The 22659-nt window shown below is 60.6% G+C and carries 23 protein-coding genes; 6 read left to right on the top strand and 17 right to left on the bottom strand.

Features of this window, described 5'->3' with window-relative positions; translation table 11 throughout:
* Positions 1–18: 18 nt before the first annotated feature.
* From NH398_RS05350 to NH398_RS05365, 4 genes are all read right to left on the bottom strand, one after another.
* On the bottom strand, positions 19–1056 hold the full coding sequence (locus NH398_RS05350) for a TIGR01620 family protein (RefSeq protein WP_253017052.1): 1038 nt from the start codon (positions 1054–1056) through the stop codon (positions 19–21).
* The gene (locus tag NH398_RS05355; protein ID WP_253017053.1) at positions 1053–2441 is read right to left on the bottom strand and encodes a YcjX family protein; all 1389 of its coding nucleotides are present in this window, start codon (positions 2439–2441) and stop codon (positions 1053–1055) included. Before NH398_RS05355 ends, NH398_RS05350 begins: the two co-directional genes overlap by 4 nt.
* A gap of 49 nt (positions 2442–2490) precedes the next feature.
* Entirely contained in the window at positions 2491–2682 is a 192-nt protein-coding gene (locus NH398_RS05360) for a hypothetical protein (protein WP_058576924.1), read from the bottom strand.
* Positions 2683–2743: 61 nt separating this feature from the next.
* Entirely contained in the window at positions 2744–3613 is an 870-nt protein-coding gene (locus NH398_RS05365; protein WP_253017054.1) for a D-hexose-6-phosphate mutarotase, read from the bottom strand.
* A gap of 129 nt (positions 3614–3742) precedes the next feature.
* Between NH398_RS05365 and NH398_RS05370 the strand changes: the two genes are divergently transcribed.
* From NH398_RS05370 to NH398_RS05385, 4 genes are all read left to right on the top strand, one after another.
* Positions 3743–3985, top strand: coding sequence for a GlsB/YeaQ/YmgE family stress response membrane protein (locus tag NH398_RS05370; protein ID WP_139525453.1), 243 nt, complete (start codon positions 3743–3745; stop codon positions 3983–3985).
* Positions 3986–4168: 183 nt separating this feature from the next.
* On the top strand, positions 4169–6634 hold the full coding sequence (locus tag NH398_RS05375) for a YbeU/YbeR family protein (protein WP_253017055.1): 2466 nt from the start codon (positions 4169–4171) through the stop codon (positions 6632–6634).
* Between the two features lie 106 nt (positions 6635–6740).
* On the top strand, positions 6741–7376 hold the full coding sequence (locus NH398_RS05380; RefSeq protein ID WP_253017056.1) for an NlpC/P60 family protein: 636 nt from the start codon (positions 6741–6743) through the stop codon (positions 7374–7376).
* 37 nt (positions 7377–7413) lie between these two features.
* Positions 7414–8595, top strand: coding sequence for an MFS transporter (locus NH398_RS05385; protein ID WP_253017057.1), 1182 nt, complete (start codon positions 7414–7416; stop codon positions 8593–8595).
* On the opposite strand, the gene NH398_RS05390 is transcribed toward NH398_RS05385, so the two are convergent.
* From NH398_RS05390 to NH398_RS05410, 5 genes are read right to left on the bottom strand one after another with little or no spacing between them, the layout of a single operon-like run.
* A complete protein-coding gene (locus NH398_RS05390) occupies positions 8569–9195 on the bottom strand; it encodes an ATP-binding cassette domain-containing protein (protein WP_159341558.1) in 627 nt (208 codons plus the stop codon). The genes NH398_RS05385 and NH398_RS05390 overlap by 27 nt on opposite strands.
* The gene (locus NH398_RS05395; protein WP_253017058.1) at positions 9188–10009 is read right to left on the bottom strand and encodes an ATP-binding cassette domain-containing protein; all 822 of its coding nucleotides are present in this window, start codon (positions 10007–10009) and stop codon (positions 9188–9190) included. The genes NH398_RS05390 and NH398_RS05395 overlap by 8 nt, the downstream gene beginning before the upstream one ends.
* A 23-nt stretch (positions 10010–10032) precedes the next feature.
* Complete coding sequence (locus NH398_RS05400; RefSeq protein WP_253017060.1) at positions 10033–10836, bottom strand: ABC transporter permease; 804 nt, start codon at positions 10834–10836, stop codon at positions 10033–10035.
* Positions 10829–11815 carry an ABC transporter permease gene (locus NH398_RS05405; RefSeq protein ID WP_253017062.1) on the bottom strand — a complete coding sequence of 329 codons (987 nt, stop codon included), beginning with the start codon at positions 11813–11815 and terminating at the stop codon, positions 10829–10831. The genes NH398_RS05400 and NH398_RS05405 overlap by 8 nt, the downstream gene beginning before the upstream one ends.
* Entirely contained in the window at positions 11806–13389 is a 1584-nt protein-coding gene (locus NH398_RS05410) for an ABC transporter substrate-binding protein (RefSeq protein ID WP_253017064.1), read from the bottom strand. The genes NH398_RS05405 and NH398_RS05410 overlap by 10 nt, the downstream gene beginning before the upstream one ends.
* Before the next feature lie 104 nt (positions 13390–13493).
* Between NH398_RS05410 and nikR the strand changes: the two genes are divergently transcribed.
* Positions 13494–13895, top strand: a complete 402-nt coding sequence (nikR, locus tag NH398_RS05415) for a nickel-responsive transcriptional regulator NikR (RefSeq protein WP_159341563.1) — start codon at positions 13494–13496, stop codon at positions 13893–13895.
* 60 nt (positions 13896–13955) lie between these two features.
* Here the strand turns inward: nikR and NH398_RS05420 are convergent, their stop codons facing one another.
* The gene (locus NH398_RS05420; protein ID WP_159341564.1) at positions 13956–14438 is read right to left on the bottom strand and encodes a peptidylprolyl isomerase; all 483 of its coding nucleotides are present in this window, start codon (positions 14436–14438) and stop codon (positions 13956–13958) included.
* Positions 14439–14614: 176 nt separating this feature from the next.
* On the opposite strand from NH398_RS05420, the gene NH398_RS05425 reads away from it, so the two are divergent.
* Positions 14615–14893 (top strand): hypothetical protein, encoded by a 279-nt coding sequence (locus NH398_RS05425; RefSeq protein WP_159341565.1) that lies wholly within the window; start codon positions 14615–14617, stop codon positions 14891–14893.
* Positions 14894–15058: 165 nt separating this feature from the next.
* On the opposite strand, the gene NH398_RS05430 is transcribed toward NH398_RS05425, so the two are convergent.
* The 7 genes from NH398_RS05430 to mnmA all read right to left on the bottom strand — a co-directional run bounded on the left by NH398_RS05430 (position 15059) and on the right by mnmA (position 22656).
* Complete coding sequence (locus tag NH398_RS05430; protein ID WP_062373622.1) at positions 15059–15526, bottom strand: glycine zipper 2TM domain-containing protein; 468 nt, start codon at positions 15524–15526, stop codon at positions 15059–15061.
* 248 nt (positions 15527–15774) lie between these two features.
* Complete coding sequence (locus NH398_RS05435) at positions 15775–17373, bottom strand: isocitrate lyase (RefSeq protein WP_253017066.1); 1599 nt, start codon at positions 17371–17373, stop codon at positions 15775–15777.
* 388 nt (positions 17374–17761) lie between these two features.
* Complete coding sequence (locus tag NH398_RS05440) at positions 17762–18187, bottom strand: GNAT family N-acetyltransferase (protein WP_253017068.1); 426 nt, start codon at positions 18185–18187, stop codon at positions 17762–17764.
* A gap of 3 nt (positions 18188–18190) precedes the next feature.
* Entirely contained in the window at positions 18191–19372 is a 1182-nt protein-coding gene (locus NH398_RS05445) for a cupin domain-containing protein (protein WP_253017069.1), read from the bottom strand.
* Between the two features lie 50 nt (positions 19373–19422).
* Positions 19423–20808 carry an adenylosuccinate lyase gene (purB, locus tag NH398_RS05450; protein WP_253017071.1) on the bottom strand — a complete coding sequence of 462 codons (1386 nt, stop codon included), beginning with the start codon at positions 20806–20808 and terminating at the stop codon, positions 19423–19425.
* A 55-nt stretch (positions 20809–20863) separates the two neighbouring features.
* Positions 20864–21502 carry a high frequency lysogenization protein HflD gene (gene hflD, locus NH398_RS05455; RefSeq protein WP_159341570.1) on the bottom strand — a complete coding sequence of 213 codons (639 nt, stop codon included), beginning with the start codon at positions 21500–21502 and terminating at the stop codon, positions 20864–20866.
* Positions 21499–22656: a tRNA 2-thiouridine(34) synthase MnmA gene (gene mnmA, locus NH398_RS05460; protein ID WP_159341571.1), complete on the bottom strand. Its 1158-nt coding sequence runs from the start codon at positions 22654–22656 to the stop codon at positions 21499–21501. Before mnmA ends, hflD begins: the two co-directional genes overlap by 4 nt.
* Positions 22657–22659 lie beyond the last annotated feature (3 nt).

The following is a 22659-nucleotide window of genomic DNA, read 5'->3' on the forward strand; positions in this document are numbered from 1 at the left end:
GCCGCTGGGTAAGCGGTATTAATCGCTGTTGCGTGCGGCAGGGGCGGGCTCTTTATCTAGCCGCTTGATCTGCCGCCAGAGGTCTTGGCGAAGATCGGCTAGTTTAGGCTGCTCTTCTGGTGTAAACGCCACCGGGCGGCACAGCCGCTGAGCGCGCATACCGAGACGGGCGCTCAGCAGCCCCGTTGCTAAGCCTTGGCCGGCTCTTGCCGAAAGGCGGCCTGCCAAGTCCAGCGAGAGCATGTCCATGCTGGCATCGGTAGCCAGTTCGCTGGCGCCTGCAAACGCCATGTTATGCAGCACGTGGCGAAATAGCCGCAGGCGGCTGGCGTAGCCAAGTTCCAGGCCGTACAGGCGGCTCAGCCTATCCACCATGGCAAGGCTGCGCCACGCCACCAGCGCCATATCCACCAGAGTTAGCGGGGAAACCGCCACCATGATGGCGGTTTCCCCCGACATGCGCGTAATCAACCGCTGAGCTTCCCGATCACGGGGGGCTAGCAGGTGGTAGCGCAGCAGGGTTTGAATCTCTTCACCGCTATGGTGAGGCTGGCACGCCCGCTGAAAGGCCAGCCAGTGCGGGTCGTCGTTGCTCAGTGCAAGCTGCTGTTTTAACTGAACGGCCATCGCCTGGGCCTGCTGGCTGGAGCGCTGGGGAAGCTCGGCTAGGTTGGCCCGTAGCTGATCGTGCCGCTTTAAGCGCCGCAAACGGCCCAGCTCCTTGAGAAGCGATATGCCGCCCAAGCCAATCAGGCTAATCCCAAACAGCTGCCACGCCATCGCCATCCACTGAGACTGGGACAGCGCGTCAGGAATGCCGGTTGCAAGCTCTACCGTGCCGAGTGTGGCACCGCCTGCCAAGGCGAACATTAACCCCCAGCGGCGCTTGCGGGGCGCGCCAAGGGTCTCTTCCGGCAACGCTTTGAGTTCGGCTTGGGTCGCCAGCGGCTGGTGTGATTCAGTCGCTGCAAAGCGTTCATGCTGGCGCAGGGTTTCCTGGGTAGGTTCGGGCGGCGCTTCGGTTTGGAAGTCGCGGCGGGGCTGAGGGTTGCTCATGTCAGTTTGTCTCCAATCAGCCAGTCAATCGCGGCGTCCATACGGATGTGGGGCAGTGCCTCGCTATCGGCGGGCATCGGGCGGAAGCTGGGGAAATCAAACCCTTGCTGCTGCCAGAAATCGGCTTTGGGCAGGCGGCTGGGCACATCGCCGGGGTACACCAGCACGTCTTCACCTTCTAACGTGGTGCCTTTCAGCGCTGGCGTTCGCTTACCATCATGAAGCACTTCGCGGGCCTCGGTGGCGCGAATGGCCGCCAACGACAGCGCTTTCACCGGGATATCGGCAAAGCGTAAGTCTTTCAATGGCTCCGCCAGCAGCGCTTCTAACAGCTGCACCACGTGGGTGTGTTGGTCGGGTGTCACGTGGTCCGCTTTGGTGGCGGCAATGGCGAGGCGGTCAATTTTCGGCGCGAACAGGCGGGTCAGCAGGCTGCGCTTGCCGTAATCAAAGCTCTTCATCAGCTGTTGCAGCGCGCGGGAAAGATCCTCAAAGCGCTCCGGCCCGGCGTTGAGCGCGCCCAGCACGTCCACCAGCACGATCTGGCGGTCAAAGCGGCGGAAGTGGTCGCGGTAGAAGGGGCGAACTACCTGCTGCTGATAGTAGCGAAAACGCGCCGCCAGGGTGGCGTAGAGGCTCGATTCGGGCAGGGCGTCGAGGGTTTCTTTGGGAGTATCTAATCCGGGCAGCGGGAAGAACTGCAGCACCGGTGCGCCATCCAGCTCGCCGGGCAGCAAAAAACGCCCCGGCTGCAGGTCAGAGAAGCCCGCCTGCTTGGCGCGACGCAGGCCCAACGCGTAGTCCTCGGCAAGCGTGGCGAGCTGCGCTTCATCGGCTTCTGCCCTGGGGTCTAGCTGCTCTGCCTCGGCCAGCCATTCGCTAAACAGTGCCCGGCGGTGTGGGCCTTCGTGCTGGGCCTGGCTCTGGCTCCAGCTATAGAAGTCGTGCTGCAGCAGCGGCAAATCCAGCAGCCATTCGCCGGGGTAGTCGAACAGATCCAGCGTCAGGTGAGCGATATCCGGCGTAAACCAGCCCTGTTGGGCAGGGCGGTAGCGCAGCTGTAAACGCAGCTCGCTAATGCCGCGGGTGGGCTCGGGCCAGCGCGGCGGTGTATCTCTCAGCGAGGCCATGCCGGGGTCATAGGGGAAACGTGGCACGCCTAAGTCCGGCTGATTTAAACGCTGCGCGCCTAGCAGGCGGCCTTCACGGGCAACCGGTAGCAGGTCTAACTGTGCTTCTACGCCCGCATGGCGTAGTTGGTTTACCAGCGAGGTTAAAAACGCCGTTTTACCCGCTTGCGAAAGGCCCGTTACCGCCAGCCGCAGCTGCCGGTCTCGGCTTCGCTCTAAGATGTTGCTCAATTCGCGGCTTAACGGCTGGCGCATCCTGTCGCTTCCTTCATCGGGTGGGGCATCTTGGCAAGGTAGTCGAGCGTTAACGCTGCCACATCAAGACAAGCTGGGAGAGCATGGGCAGGGTCGCAATGATAAAACCGACGACCGCGAGGCTATAGCCGGGCCAGCGGCGCTGCATTTTTTGTGCAAGCGTTAAGCCAACCAAGCACACCACCATGCCGATCAGGTTAAAGGCAAGCGTGGCTGCTTCCAGCCATTGCTGTGGATCCATCGTCTCTCCTTTGGGGGGATATTTATGGCCTGATCATAGCAAATCCTTGATGAACCGATCATTAACCGCGGCTTATTGTCGTCCCTAGCAGGTGCTGTGCCCCGGGTACCAACCAAACCGGATCAAGGCGAGTATTGGCGGCCTCGACGCATAAAAAGTGTTTGGCGGCGTCGGCGGGCGTGTCGCTGGGCAGATCGCTATCCGGGTGCCAGACCACCGTGGAGTCGCTGGACTGCTTGCCGATGCGCAGCGTGCGCTGGCCGTCGTTGAGCAGCACCGCTTCATTGGTATGATAAATACGGTCGACGGGGCCACGAATGGCCAGCGTGCCCTGTTGCTCAGATTCAGCAAAGTCACGCAGCTTATCCAAATAGCGCGCACCCGCGAGGCCCTCTAAGCGGCACTGGTGCGTCTCATTAACGGCCAGATAGGTATGCAGTGCGCCGCTGGTTTTGATCGGGGCATCGCCAATGTTTTCGCTGATGATCTCAACGTTTAACCGCTGGGCGTTGGCTTGAATGACCACGCGGGCGGTGAGCTGGCTATGTAAGCGCTCTTCCGGTGACAGGTGCACTTCGATGCCTTCGGCGTGGTCGTCAACGGCGTCCAGACGCCACATGGCGTGGCGGGCAAGCCCATGGAAGGGGCCGTTACGCTCAGGGCTCTCATCGGCGTAGCGCTCGTCGGCAAACCAGGGCCAGCAGAGCGGGATGCCGCCACGGATCGCGCCCGGTAGCGCCTGCGGCGTTGGCGTCACCCACAGCCAGCCGGTGTCGTCTGCTGGCTGAAAGTGCAGCACTTGAGCGCCCTGAAGGCTGATCGCCATTTCCCCCCAGGCCATGTTGAAGAGAGCGACGTCACGGCCTTCCCAATGGGCCCGTTGATGGCCATCAACGTGGCTAAGTAGCTGTTTAAGGGAGTCGGGAATCATAAGGGAATCCTTGTGGGCAAAGGCAACAAATGGGCAGAACAGTAGCGCCGTGTGCTATGGTAGGACAAGCATAGGTGGAAGAATAGTTTGAAGGTAAAACCCCAAGCTGAGTGAAACCAAGGAGGTAGTATGGGCTTTATTGCGTGGTTAATCATTGGTGGTTTAGCTGGCTGGATCGCTGGCAACATCATGCGTGGCGGCGGTTTTGGCGTACTCGGTAACATCGGTGTGGGGGTGGTCGGCGCCCTCGTAGGTGGCTTCTTGTTTAGTCTGCTGGGGCTGCAGGCGGGCGGCTTCATCGGTTCGCTGGTGACGGCGACCGTTGGGGCGGTGGTCTTGTTATGGGTGATCAGTAAAGTCAAAAGCGCTTAGCGCTTCTCCCCCTAAGTGGTACCCGCTGCCCGGCCTTTGTGCCGGGCAGCGCTGTTTTGTGCGGCTGCTATCGGTCTTGGCAATAGTTTCCGTTACACTATGCGTCTTTGGGCAGCCTTATCAGGCTGCTTTATTTTGTACGGTTTTCATTGATCGCTTTCTGCTTCTTGTTCGAGGTGTCTTTTGGTCGACGCACTAAATACCTGGTGGGCCCAACAGCTGGTGCTGTGTGACTGGGCTTTTACACCGCACCCACTGGCGGTGGATGCGGTAGCGGCTGAACAGCGCTTGCTGCAGCTGGGTATTGCCGATCGTGGCGCGTTGGCGGATCAGCTGTTTTTTGCATTGGGCGCACCGTCAGGCAGTGCCGATCAGCTGCTGGGTGCGCTGGAGTGGGCCGCTCTGGCGGGCGCGGCGGGCTGGTTGAGCCAAGCGCAGGCGACGAACTGGGCACACCATCTCATACGACGCATCACGTCGGACTACAGCGATCAGCGAGCGTGGCTGTCGGATCTACGTCGCGCGCTGGGGGCCAAAGGTTGGGAAACCGGTGCCGACGACCGCTTCATCGACGCTTGCCAAGCGCTGTCCAACCTGGAGAGCGAGGGGGAGGGAGTGACCTGGCAGTCGCTGGATGCCGCGCTTGCCCAGCGCGACGCTCCCACATCGCTCTGGCCGCAGCCCGCCGAAGCGCAGCCTTGGCGGCTAGGTGCTCTGTTTCGCCCCGTGATGTGCTATCCGGCCAGCGCTGCTGATTGGCCCGACGCCACTCAGTGGTTGGAGCGTGTCTGGCAGATTTACGACCGTGAGCAGCTACTGGAAGTGATGCTCTGGCTAAGCGCTCAAGGTGAACGTCAGCGCTGGGATATCGAAGCCCGCGAGCTTCTGACCATGGATCACGCGCAGCGTCAAGAGTGGCAGCGGGGGGCAGTAAACGATGCTCCCTACGCACCGGTGCTCACGACGTTCGTCAATCAGGGCGAGCCGTTGGAGTGGGCCGCCTGGGACTGGCTGCGGCTAGTGGAGCTCGCCTGGGCCGGTGCCTGCTGTGGCTGGCTAAGCCAGGCGGAAGCGGACGACCTAGCGGCCCATGCGGCTGATCTCGTGGGGCGCCGTTACCACGACTGGCACGCAGTGCTGAAAGCCTACCTGCGCGGGCAAAGCCTCTTCGAGGGCGTCGATCGGCGGGGGATGACACCCAGCGCCCGCCACAAGCTGTTAATGCACGCTGCCCATAGTCCCTGGAAGCACTCGCTGGCTGCACTTTTAGACGAGCCGACGCGGCAATCCTCGCGCACGCGTATCAAGGCCTGGCGCAACACGGCTCACCATTGGCTGCTCGCCCTGGCTGGCGTACGCGAGCCGGATGTCATGCTGCGTCAACTCAATCCCTTGGCCCCGATAGCCGAGCAGCGCCGCGCGGATGCCGCCGTCTACCTACAAGATTCACTTGGCCTGCATGCGGATGAAGGTCATCAGGTGCTGGCGCGCTACTGGCTTCCTGCCCAGGCGCACCACCTCAACCAGCTCGCGGCAGATGCCGTGCATGGCGTACTGCCTCCGTCGCAAACGCGCTTTGGCCAGCCCACGCCTGATGAGCTAAAACAGCGTAACGCGGTGAAAGGGGTCAGTCGTCACGCCGCCACGATTCACATGGCCGAGAAGTTTGCGTTCTACCTGCACATGGCGCTCGACAGCGGCCTGTTCGAGCGCGAACCGCTCATGCAGCACGCCAGCGCCCTGCGCAGCTGCCTGTGCCGTTTTTATGCCACGCCCAAACGCCTGCTAGAGGCCTGGTTTGCCTGGGAGAGCTGCCTGCCCGAGCCCGAGCATGACTCGTTGATCAATGAAATCGCGTGGCATCTGGAAGACCCAGGCAGCCTGTTCCATTGGTTGGATTGGCGCCCCGATGCTTGGTGCGAGCCGGGTGAGCGGCCAACGTTGACCCACTTCACTGCGATGTCGCTGGTAGGGCCGCTGAACAGCGCGGTGTGGAGCGAGCCGCAGTTGGAAAGTCCGCGCGAGTGCGCCGACATTCGCGAATGGGTCGAGAGCCACTACCACCTGACCAGTGCCGACGACATGCAGGAATTTTTGACCTTCATGTTGGAAGCTGGGGACCGTCAGGAGTATCAGATCAACTACGCGCCCTATACGCTCAACCCGGAGCGGTTGGCGGCGGAAATCGCCATATTGGAGTCCGGCGACTGCGGCGAAGAGGAGCGTCACCACTTGCTGCGTCTGCGCCGAGTGAGCACCAACGAAGATGGTTGTAATGACGTTGACATGGCCGCCTGGGATATTGCCCAACTCGTGGATCTTGCCATTGCGGCACGGCAGCTAGGTTGGCTTGACAAGCCAGCGTTTGCGAACGTGCTCGACCGCGCCTACCAGTTGGCGGCAGACCACTATGCTGGTTGGCAGGAGTATGCGGCAGGCATGTACGCCGGCTTTTCGTTTTTCATGGGCGAAACGCCTGAGCGAGAGAGTTTCTTGGCCGGGTTTCGTCAAGCGCTGGTGGCGTGGCTGTGCGGTGCGCCGGTGCTTGCCGGCCCCTGGGCGAGCCTGGATTTTCCCGGCAACAAGCCGCGCCATTTCGCGCCGCTGCATATCGATACGTTGCCCGGGGATCAGCGAATCTTACATTAGACTCGCCAAGCATAGGATAACTGGCTTATAGTCCAGGGTTTGTAAAAAATGAGTTTTCTCATGCTTGGGTCTTTTCCATTTTTCATTCTGTCACGAGGTTAATCGCATGGTTGCGTCGCCACACCCCGCTGTGACCGCTGTCCGTGTTGTGAGTGTTTGTGTCGTCGTTGCTTTGTTAGCTGGCTGTGCAGGCTCCGCCTCGCGCCAGGGCATGGAAGCCCCCGAGGATTATTTCTCGATGTCGCTTCCGGGCATGGAGGGAGCCGATCCTCAAATGTCGCCCGTTGACCCGATTGATGCGCATCTTCGCAGTTTGCAGACGCCACCACCAACAGTGGTGCGCCAAGCGCTGTTAGAGCAGCACCAGCGGTGGGCGGGAACGCCTTATCGCATTGGTGGCACCACCGAACGTGGTATCGACTGCTCGGCCCTGGTCAGAAACGTGTTCCGCGATACCTTTGATGTTGAGCTACCCCGTTCTACCTACGATCAAGTGCATGAGGGACGCCCGATCGACCGCCAAGAGCTGCAGGCGGGCGATCTGGTCTTCTTCCGCCCACCCGGACGCTACAACCATGTGGGCATTTACGTCGGAAATGGCTATTTCCTCCATGCGTCCACGTCGAAAGGCGTGATTATTTCCAGCTTGGACAATAGCTATTGGCGGCGCTATTACTGGCAGTCGCGTCGTGCCTTGGAGCCGACCAACCTTGCCCAGCTAAGCAGTCGCTTCCTGCCGTAAATGCGCGCTGGCGGCGTCGGTTACTGTTGGAAAGGACATGATTGAAGCAAAAACGCGCGCCTGGTGGCGAGCGACGGCGGCTCTATGTTTAGGGTCGTTCCTGGTATTTATCAATCTGTACGTGCCACAACCGTTGTTGCCGGGCCTCAAAGAGACCTACGGGGTGTCGACACTGGGCGTCAGCTTGCTGATGTCGGTGTCGACCCTTTCGTTGGCCCTGGCACTGCTGGTGTTTGGACCGCTCTCCGATGCGATTGGCCGTGAAGGCATCATGCGCATCACCCTTCTTTTGGCCGGCGGGTTGTCGCTTGCCCTAGCCTTTGCACCGACCTTCGAAAGTTTACTGGTACTGCGTTTGCTGCAGGGCTTCGTGCTCGGCGGCTTGCCCGCCGTAGCGATTGCCTGGATGGGCGACGAGTTCGATAAAACCGCCTTGCTGAGCGCCGTGGGGCTCTACATCGGCGCCAACTCACTAGGCGGGATCAGCGGGCGTATCGTGGGCGGTGGGGCAGCGGCGATCGGTGGGCCGACGGCGGCGTTTCTCGCGGTAGGGGCCATGACGGTCGTCGGCTGTGTGCTCTTTTGGCGGTTGCTGCCCAAGAGCCAAGCCTTCGTGCCTAAACGCTTCCACCTGCGCGATGCAGTGACGGATCTGTTGGGGCATCTGCGCTCCCCCGTGCTGCTCGCTGCCTATTGTTTGGGCGGTATCAACTTCCTGATTTTTATCAATCAATATAGCTACATCACCTTCCGATTGGCGGAGGCGCCGTATCAACTGGCGGCGAGCGGCCTGGGACTGATCTTTCTCACCTACCTAGGCGGTACCTTTGGCTCGACAGTGTCAGGCAAGTTGGCAGGGCGCTTTTCCCCCGCCAGCTGCATGAGTGCGGGCATCGTGATTCTCATGCTAGGCACCGCCGTTACTCTGGCGGACTCGCTGGCGCTCATCATTCTCGGTTTGACCATTAACGCTTTCGGCTTTTTCATGGCCCACTCGTTGGCGTCTAGCTGGGTGGGGCGCTATGCCCGAGGGGCGCGAGGCAGCGCCTCGGCGCTCTATTTGGTGTTTTACTACCTGGGGGCGAGCGTTGGCGGTTTCTGGCTAGAGCCGTTCTGGCGTTGGTCGCAGTGGCAGGGCGTGGCCATCGGCTCATGGCTGCTGCTGAGCGTTACTCTGGTGATCGGTCTGGGGTTATGGCGCTTCGAGCGTCGTGCCTAATCGGCCGTGGGCCAAGTGGTAGCGCCGGTGGCATAGCCGGTCGAGCAGCGCTGCATCATGACTGATGACGATGATGCCAAGGGCATGGCGCTTGGCGTATCCGTCGAGTGCTTGCCAGAGCGTTAGCTGCGAGATGGGATCCAGCATGGTGGATATTTCATCGGCCACCACGTAACGCACGCCAGGGGCGAGGGCGCGCAGCACGCACACGCGCTGTAGCTGCCCGCCCGAGAGAGCATTGGGAAAGCGTGTCAGCCATTCGGGCTCGATGCCAAATGCCGCCATCAGGTCACTGGGCGGCGTCCAGGCTTCTTTGAGGATTTGACCGACCCGCCAGCGCGGATTGACCGCCAGCTCCGGCGATTGCGGCAGCCACTGCACCGGGCGTAGCCCACGTCTGGGCAGCGGCGAGCCATCTACCCACACGCTGCCTTGATGGGGCGTGAGCTGGCCTGCCAACAGCTTGCCCAGCGTCGATTTCCCTGCGCCTGAGTCGCCGCTGAGTCCGAGCCACTCTCCAGGGGCCAGGTGTAGCGAGACCTTCTCCAGTAGCGGCTGGCGTGGCGAAAAGTGAAACGATAGCTGATGGGCGTCAAGCAAGCGTTGGCTCCATGGGCTGAGGTGGGGAGGCGTATGTGGTGAACGCGTTATCCGGTAGCGCCTGCCAGAGTGCCCGAGCATAGTCACTCGTCAGCTGTTCGCCCTGGCCTTGGAAAGCCTGCGCAGGTGCGGTTTCCAGCGCTTGGCCTTGGCGCATAACGGTGACCTTATCAGCCACGGTGAGCGCATGGCGCAGGTCGTGGGTAATCAGCAGCACCGTTTTGCCTTCTCGCGCCAACGCCTTGAGCGCTGCCAGCACACGATCGCGCTGGATGGGGTCCAGACCCACGCTGGGTTCATCGGCAATCACCAAGCGTGCGCTGCCCGCCTGGGCCATGGCGATGAGCACTCGGCGCGCCATGCCGCCTGATAGCTCGTGGGGGTAGTGAGTCGCCGCGTGGTCGAGCTGGTAGCGGCGCAGTAGCCCATCGGCGCGCTGCTGAGCGTCAGGGCGACTGAGCCCTGCTCGTTGGGCCGCCCAGCGCACCTGATGCTGGCTGCGGGCGAGCGGGTCAAGCGCGTTCAACGACTGAGGAATGAGCGCCAACTGATGGCCTCGCAGCCGTTTCTGGCGGGTCGGTGTCAGTTTCTCCCCCTGGAAGAACACGTCGCCGGTGACCCGTGCCGGTTGGGGCAGAAGCCCTAAAATGGCGTAGGCCAATAGGCTTTTCCCTGCCCCGGAGGCCCCCACGACAGCATGCACGTCGCCAGTTTGTAAGTGGAGTGACAGTGAGTCGATGCAGGAGGTCCACTCTCGCCGCCACCAGCGTGGGTAGTGAGGCAGCTGCACGGTCAGACGGTCGATGGTCAACATGGCAAACTCCTTGGTCACAATCGCTAGCGCGCTAGCACTTCGCGCAGCATCGAGGCGAAGCGTCCAATCGCCAACACCATGAGCAGTAACCCCAGCCCTGGAAATACCCCCAGCCACCAGTAGCCGCCGGTCAGGTAGCGCATCGCGTCTGCGAGTAAAACGCCGATGGCGGGTTGCGTCGGGTCGAGGCCGACGCCTAAAAAGGTCAGGGCGGCCTCGTGCAAAATGGCGTGGGGAAAGAGGAGAAGCGCGCCCACGAGACAGTGGGGTAGCACATGAGGCAGCAAATGACGGCTGATGATGAACCCTTGACCTTTACCCAGCCCCCGGGAGATGGCCACGTAGGGCGCATGGTGAACGTGGCGTAGCTCGGCCCTGAGTACGCGGGCAAGGCTCGGCCAGTGGGTCAGCGCCACGGCGATGATGACCGCCTCCGTGCCGCCACCCAGCGCAAAGGCGATCAGTAGCAGTAGCAGCAGGTGTGGCACGCTCAATAGCGTATCGATCAGCAGGCTCACTAACGCATCCAGCAGGGGGGACAGCATGGCAAGACTGGCGAGACTCAACGCAACCAGCGTGCCCAGCAAGGCAGCGCTCAACCCTACCTGAAAACTCAAGGCAAGCCCCGCCAGGGTTCGCGCCCAAACCTCACGCCCGAGGGCATCGGTGCCTAGCCAGTGCTCGGGGCTGGGTGGCAGCAGCCGCGCCGCGAACTGCATCCGTGTCGGGCTATCCCCGAGCCAAGCGGTGCTGCCAAGTAGCAGTAGGGCGAGCAGGGCCAGTAAAGCGGCATAGTCTGCCGCGATCAAACGCGGCTGGCTACTCATTGGTATGGCTCCGCCGAGTCCGCGGGTCGGTCAATCGAGAGAGCCCATCGGCCGCCAGATTCCCTACGCTGACGAAGAGGGCGGTGAAAAGCGCTATGGCGAGCAGCAGCGGCACGTCGCTGCGTAATCCTGCCGCGACGGTGGCTTGCCCAAGACCTGGGTAAGCAAAGACATGTTCGACCAAGAGCGAACCGCCAAACAGTTCGCCCAGTGAAGCAAACGCCAGAGTAATCGCGGGAAGGCTGGCGTGGCGCAGGCCGTGGCGCCAGGCGATATCGACACGGCTAGCGCCTTGGGCAAAGGCGTGAAGGGCAGTGTCTGAACGCATGAACGCCACCATCTTGGCGCGCGTGTGAAGAGTGAGGGTCGCGACACCTAATAGTGCCAGCGTAAGGGTAGGCAGCAGCAAGTGATGAAGGCGTGTGAGTAGCGTGACCTCTTGACTCAGCACGCCGGTTGGCCCTGCGCAGCAGGTAGGCGTCCACCCCAGCGTGACCGAAAAAAGCAGCAGTGCCAGCATGGCAAGCCAAAACGTGGGTGTCGACGCGGTGAGGTAGGCGTAGCCGCTAATCAGACGATCCAGCCAGGAGCCCTCGTTGCTCCCAGCCGCGATGCCGAGCAAGATGCCCAACGCAAGAGAGAGCAGCCAAGCGCCACCCAGCAGGAGAAACGAGCGATAAACGCGTTGGCCGATGACATCGCTGACCGGCTGATGGTAGATATGACTCCAGCCCAGCTCACCGCTAAGCAACTGCTGCAGCCAGTGGCGAAACTGCACGGCTGGTGAGGCGTCAAACCCCCAGCGCTCGGCAATCAGCGCCCGCTGTTCTGGGCTGACCTGAGCCATTTGTGGGCCCAGGTAGGCATCCACCGGGTCGATGGGGGAAAGCATCATCAACCCAAACGACACTGCGGCCACGCACAGCAGAACGAGCATCAGCCGCAGAAGGCGGTGTGCGAGCCATACCGCTAATCGCACGTCCAGCGCCACTCGAGCAGATTGGCGGTCACCGGCCAGCCGTGGCCGTGCGGGGCAACGCCCAGGTCGCCAAGGTCCAGGCAGCGGTTGGTGGCGTACACGTGAGCGAGATTGACCATCCACGCCCAGCTCGTGTCGCCCTGTACGCCATAGCCCGTAGTGCCGTCCCACTGGGCCGCTTGCCAGTGCCGGTAGGCGTCTTCGGCGCTAGCCGCCGCTTGGGCTGCCTCCAGGTGTTGGTCGACCGTCTCGTTAGCGTAGTAGCCACTGTTATAGAAGCCGACCCCGGCGTGAGCACTGTGAAAGAGGTAGTACACCTCCTGAGGGCTTTGGCTGCCAAAACCAAACACGATGGCATCTTGATGGAGGGCTTCCCGTTGAATTTCGTCCCAGTGGCGGCCGGTGGGCTGCATCTCGATGCCGAGCGGCCGCACCATCTCGGCACTCACCTGAGCGAGCTGTTGGCGGGTGGTGTCGCTGCTGGGATAGGTAAGACGAAAGCGGGCCGGTTGGCCGTTTTTATAACGTAGCCCGTCGTCCTGTTTGCGCTTCCAACCCGCCTCGTCCAGTAGGGCGTTCGCGCGGGCTAGGTTAGGGGTGGCGAGTTGCTCATCCCCATGACTCCAGGGTAGGCCATCAGCAGGGCCAAACGCAGGTCGCCCAAAGCCGTTCAGCGCTACGTCCACAAGCGTTTCCCGATCGAGTGCGAGATTGATCGCTTGGCGAATGGCGAGGTCGGACGTGACGTCATTCCCTATCGGGGCGCCGTTGGTGGCGTGCTGGCCCTCGTCTGGTTGCATGGGAAACAGAATGCCCCGGTTATCGACACTCTCCATGATGACCCGCCGCATCGGATCGGGAATGTTCTCAGCCAGAGCCGGGGGGATGGCGGCCAGGTCGACCTGACCCGCGTGGGCGGCGCTGAGCGTCGCAGCTTCATCGGTGAAGAGGAACACTAGCCGCTCGAAGATCGGCGCAGGGCCGTAAAAATAGGGGTTGCGCTCTACGATCAGTTGCTCACCCTCCTGCCACTCGACTAACCGGTAAGGGCCCGATCCCAGCGGCTGTCTGCCGTACCCGTCGTCATAGCCATTGTCTCGCTCGGCGTGGGGAACGATTCCCAGCGTCATCAACTGGTCGATAAACGTAATGCGCGGTGCCTTGAGAGTCAGTTCGACGGTATTGCCATCCACGGCCCGGGCGCTCGCTAAGGCGCTGAGATCGGCTCTGCCGCCTGCTTTGGCGGCGGCACTAAACGTGAAGGCAACATCCTCTGCGGTTAGCGGCGTGTTATCGGAAAACCGGGCATCCGTGCGTAGCGTGAGCCGCCAGGTCAAACGATCGTCCGACAGCGACCATGTCGTGGCGAGTCCTGGCTGGGGCGTTAAATCCGGCCCTCGGTTGAGCAGCGTGGATTGAAAGAGCGGGTTACCGTACTGGCCCCAGCCGAGCAGTGGGTCGAACCCCTGCTCCGGTTCGCCGCCTATGGCGAGCACTAACTGGTCTTTGGCCCACGCTGGCGTGCTTAGTGCTACGCATGTGGCCGCCAGAGCCAGTATGATAGTGCGACGCATGAGTCACCTTTTAGGCTGTTAGTATGATGTTTTCACAATAACATCATACTAACAGCGCTGGAAGTTGCGGCGATGCACCATGAGAGACCGGCGAAGGAGAGGGTATGCAGCGGGTAACGGTAACGCTGGATGAGGAGCTGTTAGGCGAGGTCGATGCGCTGATGGCGCTGCGCGGCTATCAAAATCGCTCAGAGGCGATTCGTGATCTCACGCGCAGTGGGTTGACGCAGGCCAAAGAGCAGGTTGCGCCCGAAGCCCCGTGCATGGGCGCGCTGGTGTATGTATACGACCACGCGGCGCGGGATCTTTCCAAACGGTTGACCCGCCACTCCCACGATCACCACGACTTAACGCTCTCGACGCTGCATGTGCACATCAACCACGATAGCTGCCTAGAAGTGGCACTATTGAAGGGGCAGGGGAGCGCACTAAAGCAGTTTTCCGATGAAGTGACGTCATCGCGTAGCGTACGCTACGGTCAGCTCGTGCTGATTCCGAACGACTAGCACCCTATCGCCCACAAAAAAGGGCGGCCCAGTGGCCGCCCCTTGATCGCTTCGAGCTGTTTAGTGCTCGACGCCACCTTCGCCGTGCACGTGGCCGTGCTCGACTTCTTCCTGGCTTGCTTCACGAACGGTCGCGATCTCAACGTCAAAGTTGAGGTGCTGACCCGCCAGCGGATGGTTGCCATCTACAACGACGGTGTCGCCTTCGACTTTCTTGACGGTAACCATCAACGGGCCGCCTTGAGTTTGCGCTTGGAACTGCATGCCCGGCTCGATGCTCTCGACGCCTTGGAACGCATCGCGCGGCACTTCTTGCATCAGCTGTTCCTGAACTTCGCCGTAACCCTCTTCCGGGGCAACTTTGACGTTCAGTTTGTCGCCAGCAGCGCGGCCTTCAAGCTCTTTTTCCAAGCCCGGGATGATGTTGCCCGCACCGTGGAGATACGTCAGAGGCTCGCGGCCTTCGGAACTGTCTAGCACCTCACCTGCATCGTTGGTCAGGGTGTAGTGGAACGCGACAACCGAGTTTTGCGCAATTTGCATTGATTAACCTTTCGGTGAGTGCATGTCCCAACATGGTAACGCGTGTGGAGCGGCTTGTCAGGGGGTAAGCGGGGTTTTTCCACCCCCACGCCTTTAGCGCTATTGCGCCTGGGGGTGTGCAGGGATACCCTACATCCATCATTTTTTCACCTGCCATACACTCACTGGAGTCCGTTATGACCATCTTCTTGATTTGGGTTGTCGCCTTCGTGCTGATTGCATATTTTGCCAACAAGCGTTGGGAAAGCGGCGTTAGCCAGGGGCTGGACAAAATGCTGCCCGAGGTATTGAAAAGCCACGGTGATAACCGTTACCTGTGGGTCGCTGCATTGGCCGTGCTGGGTGCGACGACGCTGATTCGCCCGGTGGATGTGCTGCTGGTAGCGATTTTGCTGGCCGTGATTGGCTTGATCATCGTAAAACTCGCCAACTGGGCAAGCAGCATGGCGCACTGAGTGGTCATGCCCTAGACGATCTTTGCCTAGACGTGCGTTGATTGATACCTAACGACAGCAGCCCGGCCAACTTGGCCGGGCTGCTGTCGTTTGACGAGCCATCGCTTTAAGTGCTTGCGTATGGTCTGCCAGGGCACGCTGCTGGGTAGGCGCGCCCGATCTGTTTTAGTAAGGGGCTACGCTTAGGTTGGCACCGCTGCCAATCAAGCGAACCCGCTGGCCTGCCTGGAACTGGCGGTCGGCGCTCTGCACGACGACGACATCCGTGCCGTCGTCACGACGGATTTCCATCTCCAGCGCGTTAACGCGGTTAGCGCGGTCTTCTGCAGCAGTACCAGCAACTGCGCCGCCCAGCGCACCTGCCACGGTCGCGAGCTGGCGACCAGAGCCACCGCCGATTTGGCTACCCAGCAGACCGCCGATGACGGCGCCACCGCCACCGCCCAGCAGGTTGCCAGTACGGCTATCGGCTTGAATTTGGACGGGGCGGACGGCCACGATGGTGCCATAGCTGACGCTTTGCCCCGTTTGCGCTTGGTTACCACGGTAGACATCGCCTGAGTAGGGTGCGGTGTTGGCGCAACCGGCCAGTGTCAGAATGCTCAATGCGGCAACGGGTAGTAAACGTTTCATTAAAACCTCCAGTGGGTATCAGCGTCGATGGCGGTTAACCGATCGCAAAACGTTGCATACATCTCGTTTTAGAACAGCGTTCGTTAAAAGATAACGGAAACGTACAGCTTTGACCAGCCATCCCAAGAAAAGGTCACAAAGTAGAGTGTAGACAGGCATTAAGAAAGCAGTGTGCAAAAAATTTGCAGCGGGGCGGTCGCAAAGAAAACAGGAGGCCGAAGCCTCCTGTGGGTCATGCAAAGAGAGGGTTAACCAAACTGGTTCATGGTGTTGTCTTTACCGCCCGCTTTCAGCGCGGCATCACCGTGGAAGAACTCTTTATGGTCGTCGCCGATGTTGGAACCTGCCATGTCCTGGTGTTTGACGGTGGCGATACCCTGGCGAATCTCTTGGCGCTGCACGCCTGCGACGTAAGCCAGCATGCCTTCATCACCGAAGTAGCCCTTGGCCAGGTTGTCGGTCGACAGGGCCGCCGTGTGGTAGGTGGGCAGCGTGATCAAGTGGTGGAAGATACCGGCTTCACGGGCACCGTCGCGCTGGAAGTTGCGCGTCCACTCGTCGGCGAGCTGGCCAAGTTCGGTGTTGTCGTACTCGACGCTCATCAGCTTGTCGCGCTGGTAAGCCGACACGTCCTTGCCTTCTTTCTCCCAGGCATCGAAGACCTGCTGGCGGAAGTTCAGCGTCCAGTTGAAGGAAGGCGAGTTGTTGTACACCAGCTTGGCATCCGGCACCACCTCGCGGATACGGTTCACCATGCTGGCGATTTGGCCAACGTGGGGCTTTTCGGTCTCGATCCAAAGCAGGTCGGCACCGTTTTGCAAACTGGTGATGCAGTCCAGCACCACACGATCTTCGCCAGTGCCCGGTTTGAACTGGTAGAGGCCGGAGGCCAGGCGCTTGGGCTTGACCAGCTTGCCGTTTTGCTTGATGACCACATCGCCGTTATTGATATCCGCTGCGTTGTCGATCACATCCCCATCCAGGAAACTGTTGTACTGATCGCCCAAGTCGCCCGGCTCGTGGGTCACGGCGATCTTCTGAGTCAGGCCTGCGCCGAGCGAGTCGGTGCGAGCGACGATGACGCCATCTTCTACGCCCAGCTCCAGGAAGGCGTAACGCACCGCGTTGATTTTCGCTAGGAAGTCTTCATGGGGCACGGTGACTTTGCCGTCTTGGTGGCCGCACTGTTTTTCGTCGGAGACCTGGTTTTCAAGCTGGATACAGCAGGCACCTGCTTGAATGAATTTTTTGGCCAGTAGGTAGGTCGCCTCGGCGTTACCGAACCCGGCGTCGATATCGGCGATGATCGGCACGATATGCGTTTCGTAGTTATCGATCTTATGGATCAGTGCTTGCTCTTTTGCGCTGTCACCGGCGGCCTTCGCTTCATCGAGAGCGCGGAACAGATGGTTAAGCTCCCACGCGTCGGCTTGTTTCAAGAAGGTGTACAGCTCTTCGATCAGGTTGGCGACCGAGGTTTTCTCGTGCATGGACTGGTCTGGCAGCGGGCCGAACTCGGAGCGCAGCGCGGCCACCATCCAGCCGGAGAGGTAGAGGTAGCGACGCTTGGTGGTACCGAAATGCTTCTTGATAGAGATCAGCTTTTGTTGGCCGATAAAGCCGTGCCAGCATCCCAGTGATTGCGTGTACTGGGAGCTGTCGGCATCGTAGGCGGCCATGTCGTCGCGCATGATCTTAGCCGTGTAGCGGGCGATGTCCAAGCCGGTGTGGAAGCGGTTTTGGGCACGCATACGGGCAGCGTATTCAGGTTTGATGGCTGACCATTTGCCGCCTTGGGCTTCGCGAAGTTGGGCCATCGCTTTGATATCGTCGAGCAGTCCTGACATGAGCTGATTCCTCCAGGGTTATCGTCATTCGCACGTTAGCTTGTTCTTATGCTGCACCTGCGAGATAGACTCCAGCATTGTTCAATTTCGCGGTGCTGTCTCTACACCAATCGTCTCTCAGCAAAACGTCGCGGTGAGGCGCTTCGCTTTGCACAGCGTTCATGTCTCCGAAGAGAAACTCATTAACGCTGCAGTGCAATAACTATCGACTAGCCGAGGGGATCCAACAATTGTCACTTGGGGGCACACGGCGTTGTAGTCCGACGACAGCGACTACGCCAAACGCCCTGTTTGTGTAGTCGTTTTTCGTCAGTGGTAAGTCATGGACGTGACCGTAGGCATAAAAAAAGCGCCACACGTGGTGGCGCTTTCATCAATCAAAGACGCGTTACAAGGCCAACATCATCTCACGATGGCGAATGCCTGCATCCATGAACACATCGCCATGGGCCACGAAGCCGAGCCGCTCGTAAAAAGCGAGGGCATGAAGTTGGGCGCTCAGCACCGCCTGGGTGTGGCCAGCATCGCGGGCCGCGTGAATAGCCGCCTGCATGAGCTGATAGCCAATGCCTTTGCCGCGGGCGCGGCTCAGTACCGCCACCCGACCAATATGGCCGTCCGGCAGGAGGCGAGCAGTGCCGACCGGTTCCCCTTGCAGCGTCGCGAGAAAATGCAGGCATGCCGAGTCAAGGCCATCCCACTCCTCCTCTTGGGGCACCTGCTGTTCATCGATGAAGACGACTCGGCGAATCAGCGAGGCGGGTTCCCCCAGCGATTCCCAGTCGCCGCTTGTCACGGTGACCGTTCCTTCCATGGGTTACTCCTCGTCGTCGCCTTCACCCATGAAACCCAGGCTACCGCTATTGATCAGCTGGGTAATCAGGGCCGCGGCGCCGTCGATATCCAGCACGTCCGCGTACATCGGTGTGGCGTCGGCAAGGCGTTTGGCGAGGGGTTCTGAGCAGGCGTGCCCATCGCCATCGACGAACAGCGTGGTGCCAGAAGCATCGCTACGCCAGGCAAAACGAGACCCTGGCATGTGGAAGAGCGGTTCGCCGTCTTGTAGTTGAGCAACAAGGTCGGCTTCGCTCATTGGCGCTTCGAGGGGCACGACTTGATCGATATATTTGGGCTGCGTCATCACTCTGCCAAACCACTGGGCTACCTGTTCGGGGTTGTCCAGCGTCTTCAGAATGAATTGACGCATGCGCTCGACAGCGGCATCGTCCAGCTCGCCCACTTCCTCGGCGGGTGTCATGCCGGCATCGCTGTAACGCTGGGAATCCGACATTTGCTCGCCGACGTAATCGGCATACGACGTGATCGCTTCGTCTGCCGAAGGGGCGCGGAAGCCGACCGAGATGGTCATGCAGTCGTCGGTTTGGCTGACGCCATGGTGGGCCCAGCCGGGGGGAAGGTAGAGCATGTCGCCGGGTGCCAGGGTCCAGTCCGAATCCGCTTCGATGTCGAACGTCTCGAGAATGCGCAGGTCGATGCCCTGAATGATCGGCGCGTTGTCCGGCTGCTTGCCGCCCAGCTGCCAGCGGCGGTGGCCGCTAGCCTGCAGGAGGAAGACGTCGTACTGGTCGATATGCGGACCGACACTGCCACCGGGGGGAGCGTAGCTCACCATGATGTCGTCCAGACGCCAGCGGGGCAGGAAATCGAACTCGTCCATCAGCGCAGCAATGGAAGGCACGTAGTGGTCGACTGCCTGCACCAAGAGGCTCCAGTGACCTTCAGGCAAACGCTCGAAGGTGGCGTCATCGAACGGCCCGTGCGATACCTGCCAAGGGCCGTCGGGACCCTTCTCCTCGACCAGTCGCGCTTCGACACCGGGCTCGCAGGCAAGGCCTGCCAACTCATCGGGGTCGATGGGGCTGACGAAATCGGGGATAGCGCCACGAATCAGCAGTGGCTTCTGCTGCCAGTAGTTGGCCAAGAAGTCTGCAGGCGTTAAATCGCCCAGCAGGGTGAGTGGCTTATCGTGATGACTCATGGCGTTATCCTAGTTCAAGTGAGCGCTACGTCAGTGTCGCAGGGCGTCGTTTAGAGTGCAGCAAGCCGCTGGTTGAGTGCTTCGGCCTGGGCCTTCGCATTACCAATATAGCTGGCTGGCGAGAGGGCTTTCAGCTCTTGTTTTACCTCGCCGGGCAGTGCGAGGGTATCGATGAAGGCGGCGAAGCCCGCTTGGTCGATCCGCTTGCCCCGGGTCAGTTCTTTGAGCTTCTCGTAAGGCTTTTCGATGCCGTAGCGACGCATGACGGTCTGGATCGGCTCGGCCAGCACTTCCCAGCTGTTGTCCAGATCTTCCGCGAGGCGTTCGGGGTTGGCTTCCAGTTTGCTGATGCCTTTTAGGCTAGCGTGGTAACCAATCAGGGCGTAGGCCAAGCCAACGCCCAGGTTGCGCAGCACGGTGGAGTCGGTCAGGTCGCGCTGCCAGCGGGAGATCGGCAGTTTTTGCGCCAGGTGACTCATGACTGCGTTGGCGAGTCCCAGGTTGCCCTCGGAGTTTTCGAAGTCAATCGGGTTGACCTTGTGCGGCATGGTAGACGAGCCAATTTCGCCTTCTACGGTGCGCTGTTTGAAGTAACCCAGCGAGATGTAACCCCATACGTCGCGGTCAAAGTCGATCAAAATGGTGTTGAAGCGGCAAATCGCATCGAACAGCTCGGCAATGTAGTCGTGGGGTTCGATCTGTGTGGTGTAGGGGTTGAAGCTTAAGCCCAGGCCCTCGACGAAAGTGCGCGCGTTGGCTTCCCAGTCGATGTCCGGGTAGGTGGTCAGGTGAGCGTTATAGTTGCCTACCGCACCGTTGATTTTACCCAGAATCTCGACGCTTTCGATCTGCTTGAGCTGGCGCTTCAGGCGGTACGCCACGTTGGCCATCTCTTTGCCTAACGTAGTCGGGCTGGCGGTTTGGCCATGGGTGCGTGACAGCATTGGCTGGCCGGCGTGAGCAATGGCCAGTTTGGCAATCTCGTCGGCGACTTCGTGCATCGTCGGCAGCATAGCTTTTAGGCCGTCTGCTAGCATCACGCCGTAGGAGAGGTTGTTGATGTCTTCACTGGTGCAGGCGAAGTGGATGAACTCGGTGACCGCGTTCAACTCGGCCTGGCCTGCAATCTTCTCTTTCAAGAAGTACTCGACCGCTTTGACGTCGTGGTTGGTGGTACGCTCGATCTCTTTGATGCGCTCGGCGTCGTCTACGGAGAAATCGCGAATCAACTGCTCTAGAAATGCGGTGGCTTCTGCAGAGAGCGGCGGGACTTCGACAATCTGGCCGTGCTCAGCAAGGCGCTGCAGCCAGCGCACTTCCACAATCACGCGCGCACGGATCAGGCCGAATTCGCTGAAGTGTTCACGTAGCGCGGCGGCTTTGGTGCCGTAGCGGCCGTCAACGGGAGAGAGAGCGGTCAGAGCAGAGAGTTGCATGGCTTGGTTTCCAGAGTGGTCAAAGTCGGAGGTCGAATGTGAGGTGGCAAGGCGGCTAACTGAAGCCATCCAGGGCTCGGCGTAGCGCCTTGCGTTGGAAGACCAGCTTCCAGCGGCGCCCGCCCTGCTGATGCCACAGCAGGGCAAAGCGAATGCCCGCCATCAAGCAGGCGCGTACCCGCTCGGGCATCATGCGGGTTTGCAGCAGTGAGGGGTCACCCTGCACCACGATGCGCGTTTTAAACGTCGAAATGGTCTCTTGGTAGGCTTCGCCAAGGCTGGCAATGACGTTTTCATGGGTCGTGCCAAAATGCTCCGCCTGCCCTTGGACATGGGCGAGCTTTTGGCCCAACAGGTCCATCATTCGTCGGTCGGTGCGCAGCTTGTTCATCAACAAAAGCAGCGAGAAACCGTAGCGAAGCACGACTGGATTGGCTTGCTTTCGGCCTACCAAGGCCTCCAGTGTCTCCAGCCCGCGGCGCAGATTGTTGGGGTGGCCGCCGTAGATGGCTTCAAAGCTTTCGGGATTGGTATCGACCGTCGCGTTGATCAGCGTTTCCCAGGCGCGGGTATCGACCTGCCCGGTGCGGGCCAGCTCATCCACCAAACTGGCAGCTTGAAATACCCCCGCCAGCGCGAGGGCTTGTCGCGCGGCGGGTGTGTCGGGCGCACGGTGTATCGGGGTGGCGCTCATGCGGCGGCCTCCGTAACCTTCCAGGTGGCGCGGATAACGCCGCCGCCTAAGCAGATGTCGTTATCGTAAAGCACCAGCGACTGGCCGGGCGTGACCGCCCACTGTGGATCGTCGAACACGATTTCCACACTGCCGTCCGGCTGGGCAGTCATCTCGCAGGGGCAGTCGCTTTGGCGGTAGCGGGTCTTGGCAGTGAAACGGCCTTGCTGAACCGGCGGCTTGCCAGCGACCCAGTCCATGGGCTCGGTGGCTAGGGCGTCGGTGTATAGCAAAGGGTGATGCTTGCCCTGCACCACGATCAATACGTTACGGTCGAGGTCTTTTGCCGCCACGTACCAAGGCTCTTCGGAGTAGTTAGCCAAACCGCCGATGCCTAACCCTTGGCGTTGGCCTAGGGTGTAGTACATCAAGCCCATGTGCTGGCCGATCACATCGCCCTCGGGGGTCTCGATGGTACCTGGCTGAGCCGGTAGGTACTGCTGTAGGAAGTCGCGGAAACGACGCTCACCGATGAAACAGATACCGGTGGAGTCTTTTTTCTTCGCGGTGACGAGGTCGTGCTGCTCGGCCAGCGCGCGTACTTCCGGCTTTTCCAGTTCGCCCACTGGAAACAGCGTGCGGGCAATGGCCGCTTCCGGTACGGCGTGCAGGAAGTAGCTTTGGTCTTTGTTGCCGTCCAGGCCTTTCAACAGGCGAGGGTGACCGTCGCGGATGCCTTGGCGCACGTAGTGACCGGTGGCGATTTTATCGGCACCCAGCATCTCGGCATACTCCAAGAAGACCTTGAACTTGATCTCCCGGTTGCAAAGGATATCCGGGTTTGGCGTACGGCCCGCCTTGTACTCCGCTAGAAAATGCTCGAAAACGTTGTCCCAATATTCGGCGGCGAAGTTGGCGGTATGAAGCTTGATGCCCAGCTTGGCGCACACGGCTTCCGCGTCGGCCAAATCCTCTTTGGCCGTGCAGTATTCGGTGCCGTCGTCTTCATCCCAGTTTTTCATAAACAGGCCTTCGACGTCGTACCCCTGCTGGAGCAGAAGGAGCGCCGATACGGAGGAGTCGACGCCGCCCGACATGCCGACGATGACCTTGCCGGTGGCAGCGCTGCGGGTGTCTGACGCGTCCTGGGTGGCTGTGCCATGGGTGGATGTCATGAG

The organism is Halomonas sp. CnH100-B (assembly GCF_024124605.1).
Classification (GTDB): Bacteria; Pseudomonadota; Gammaproteobacteria; order Pseudomonadales; family Halomonadaceae; genus Vreelandella.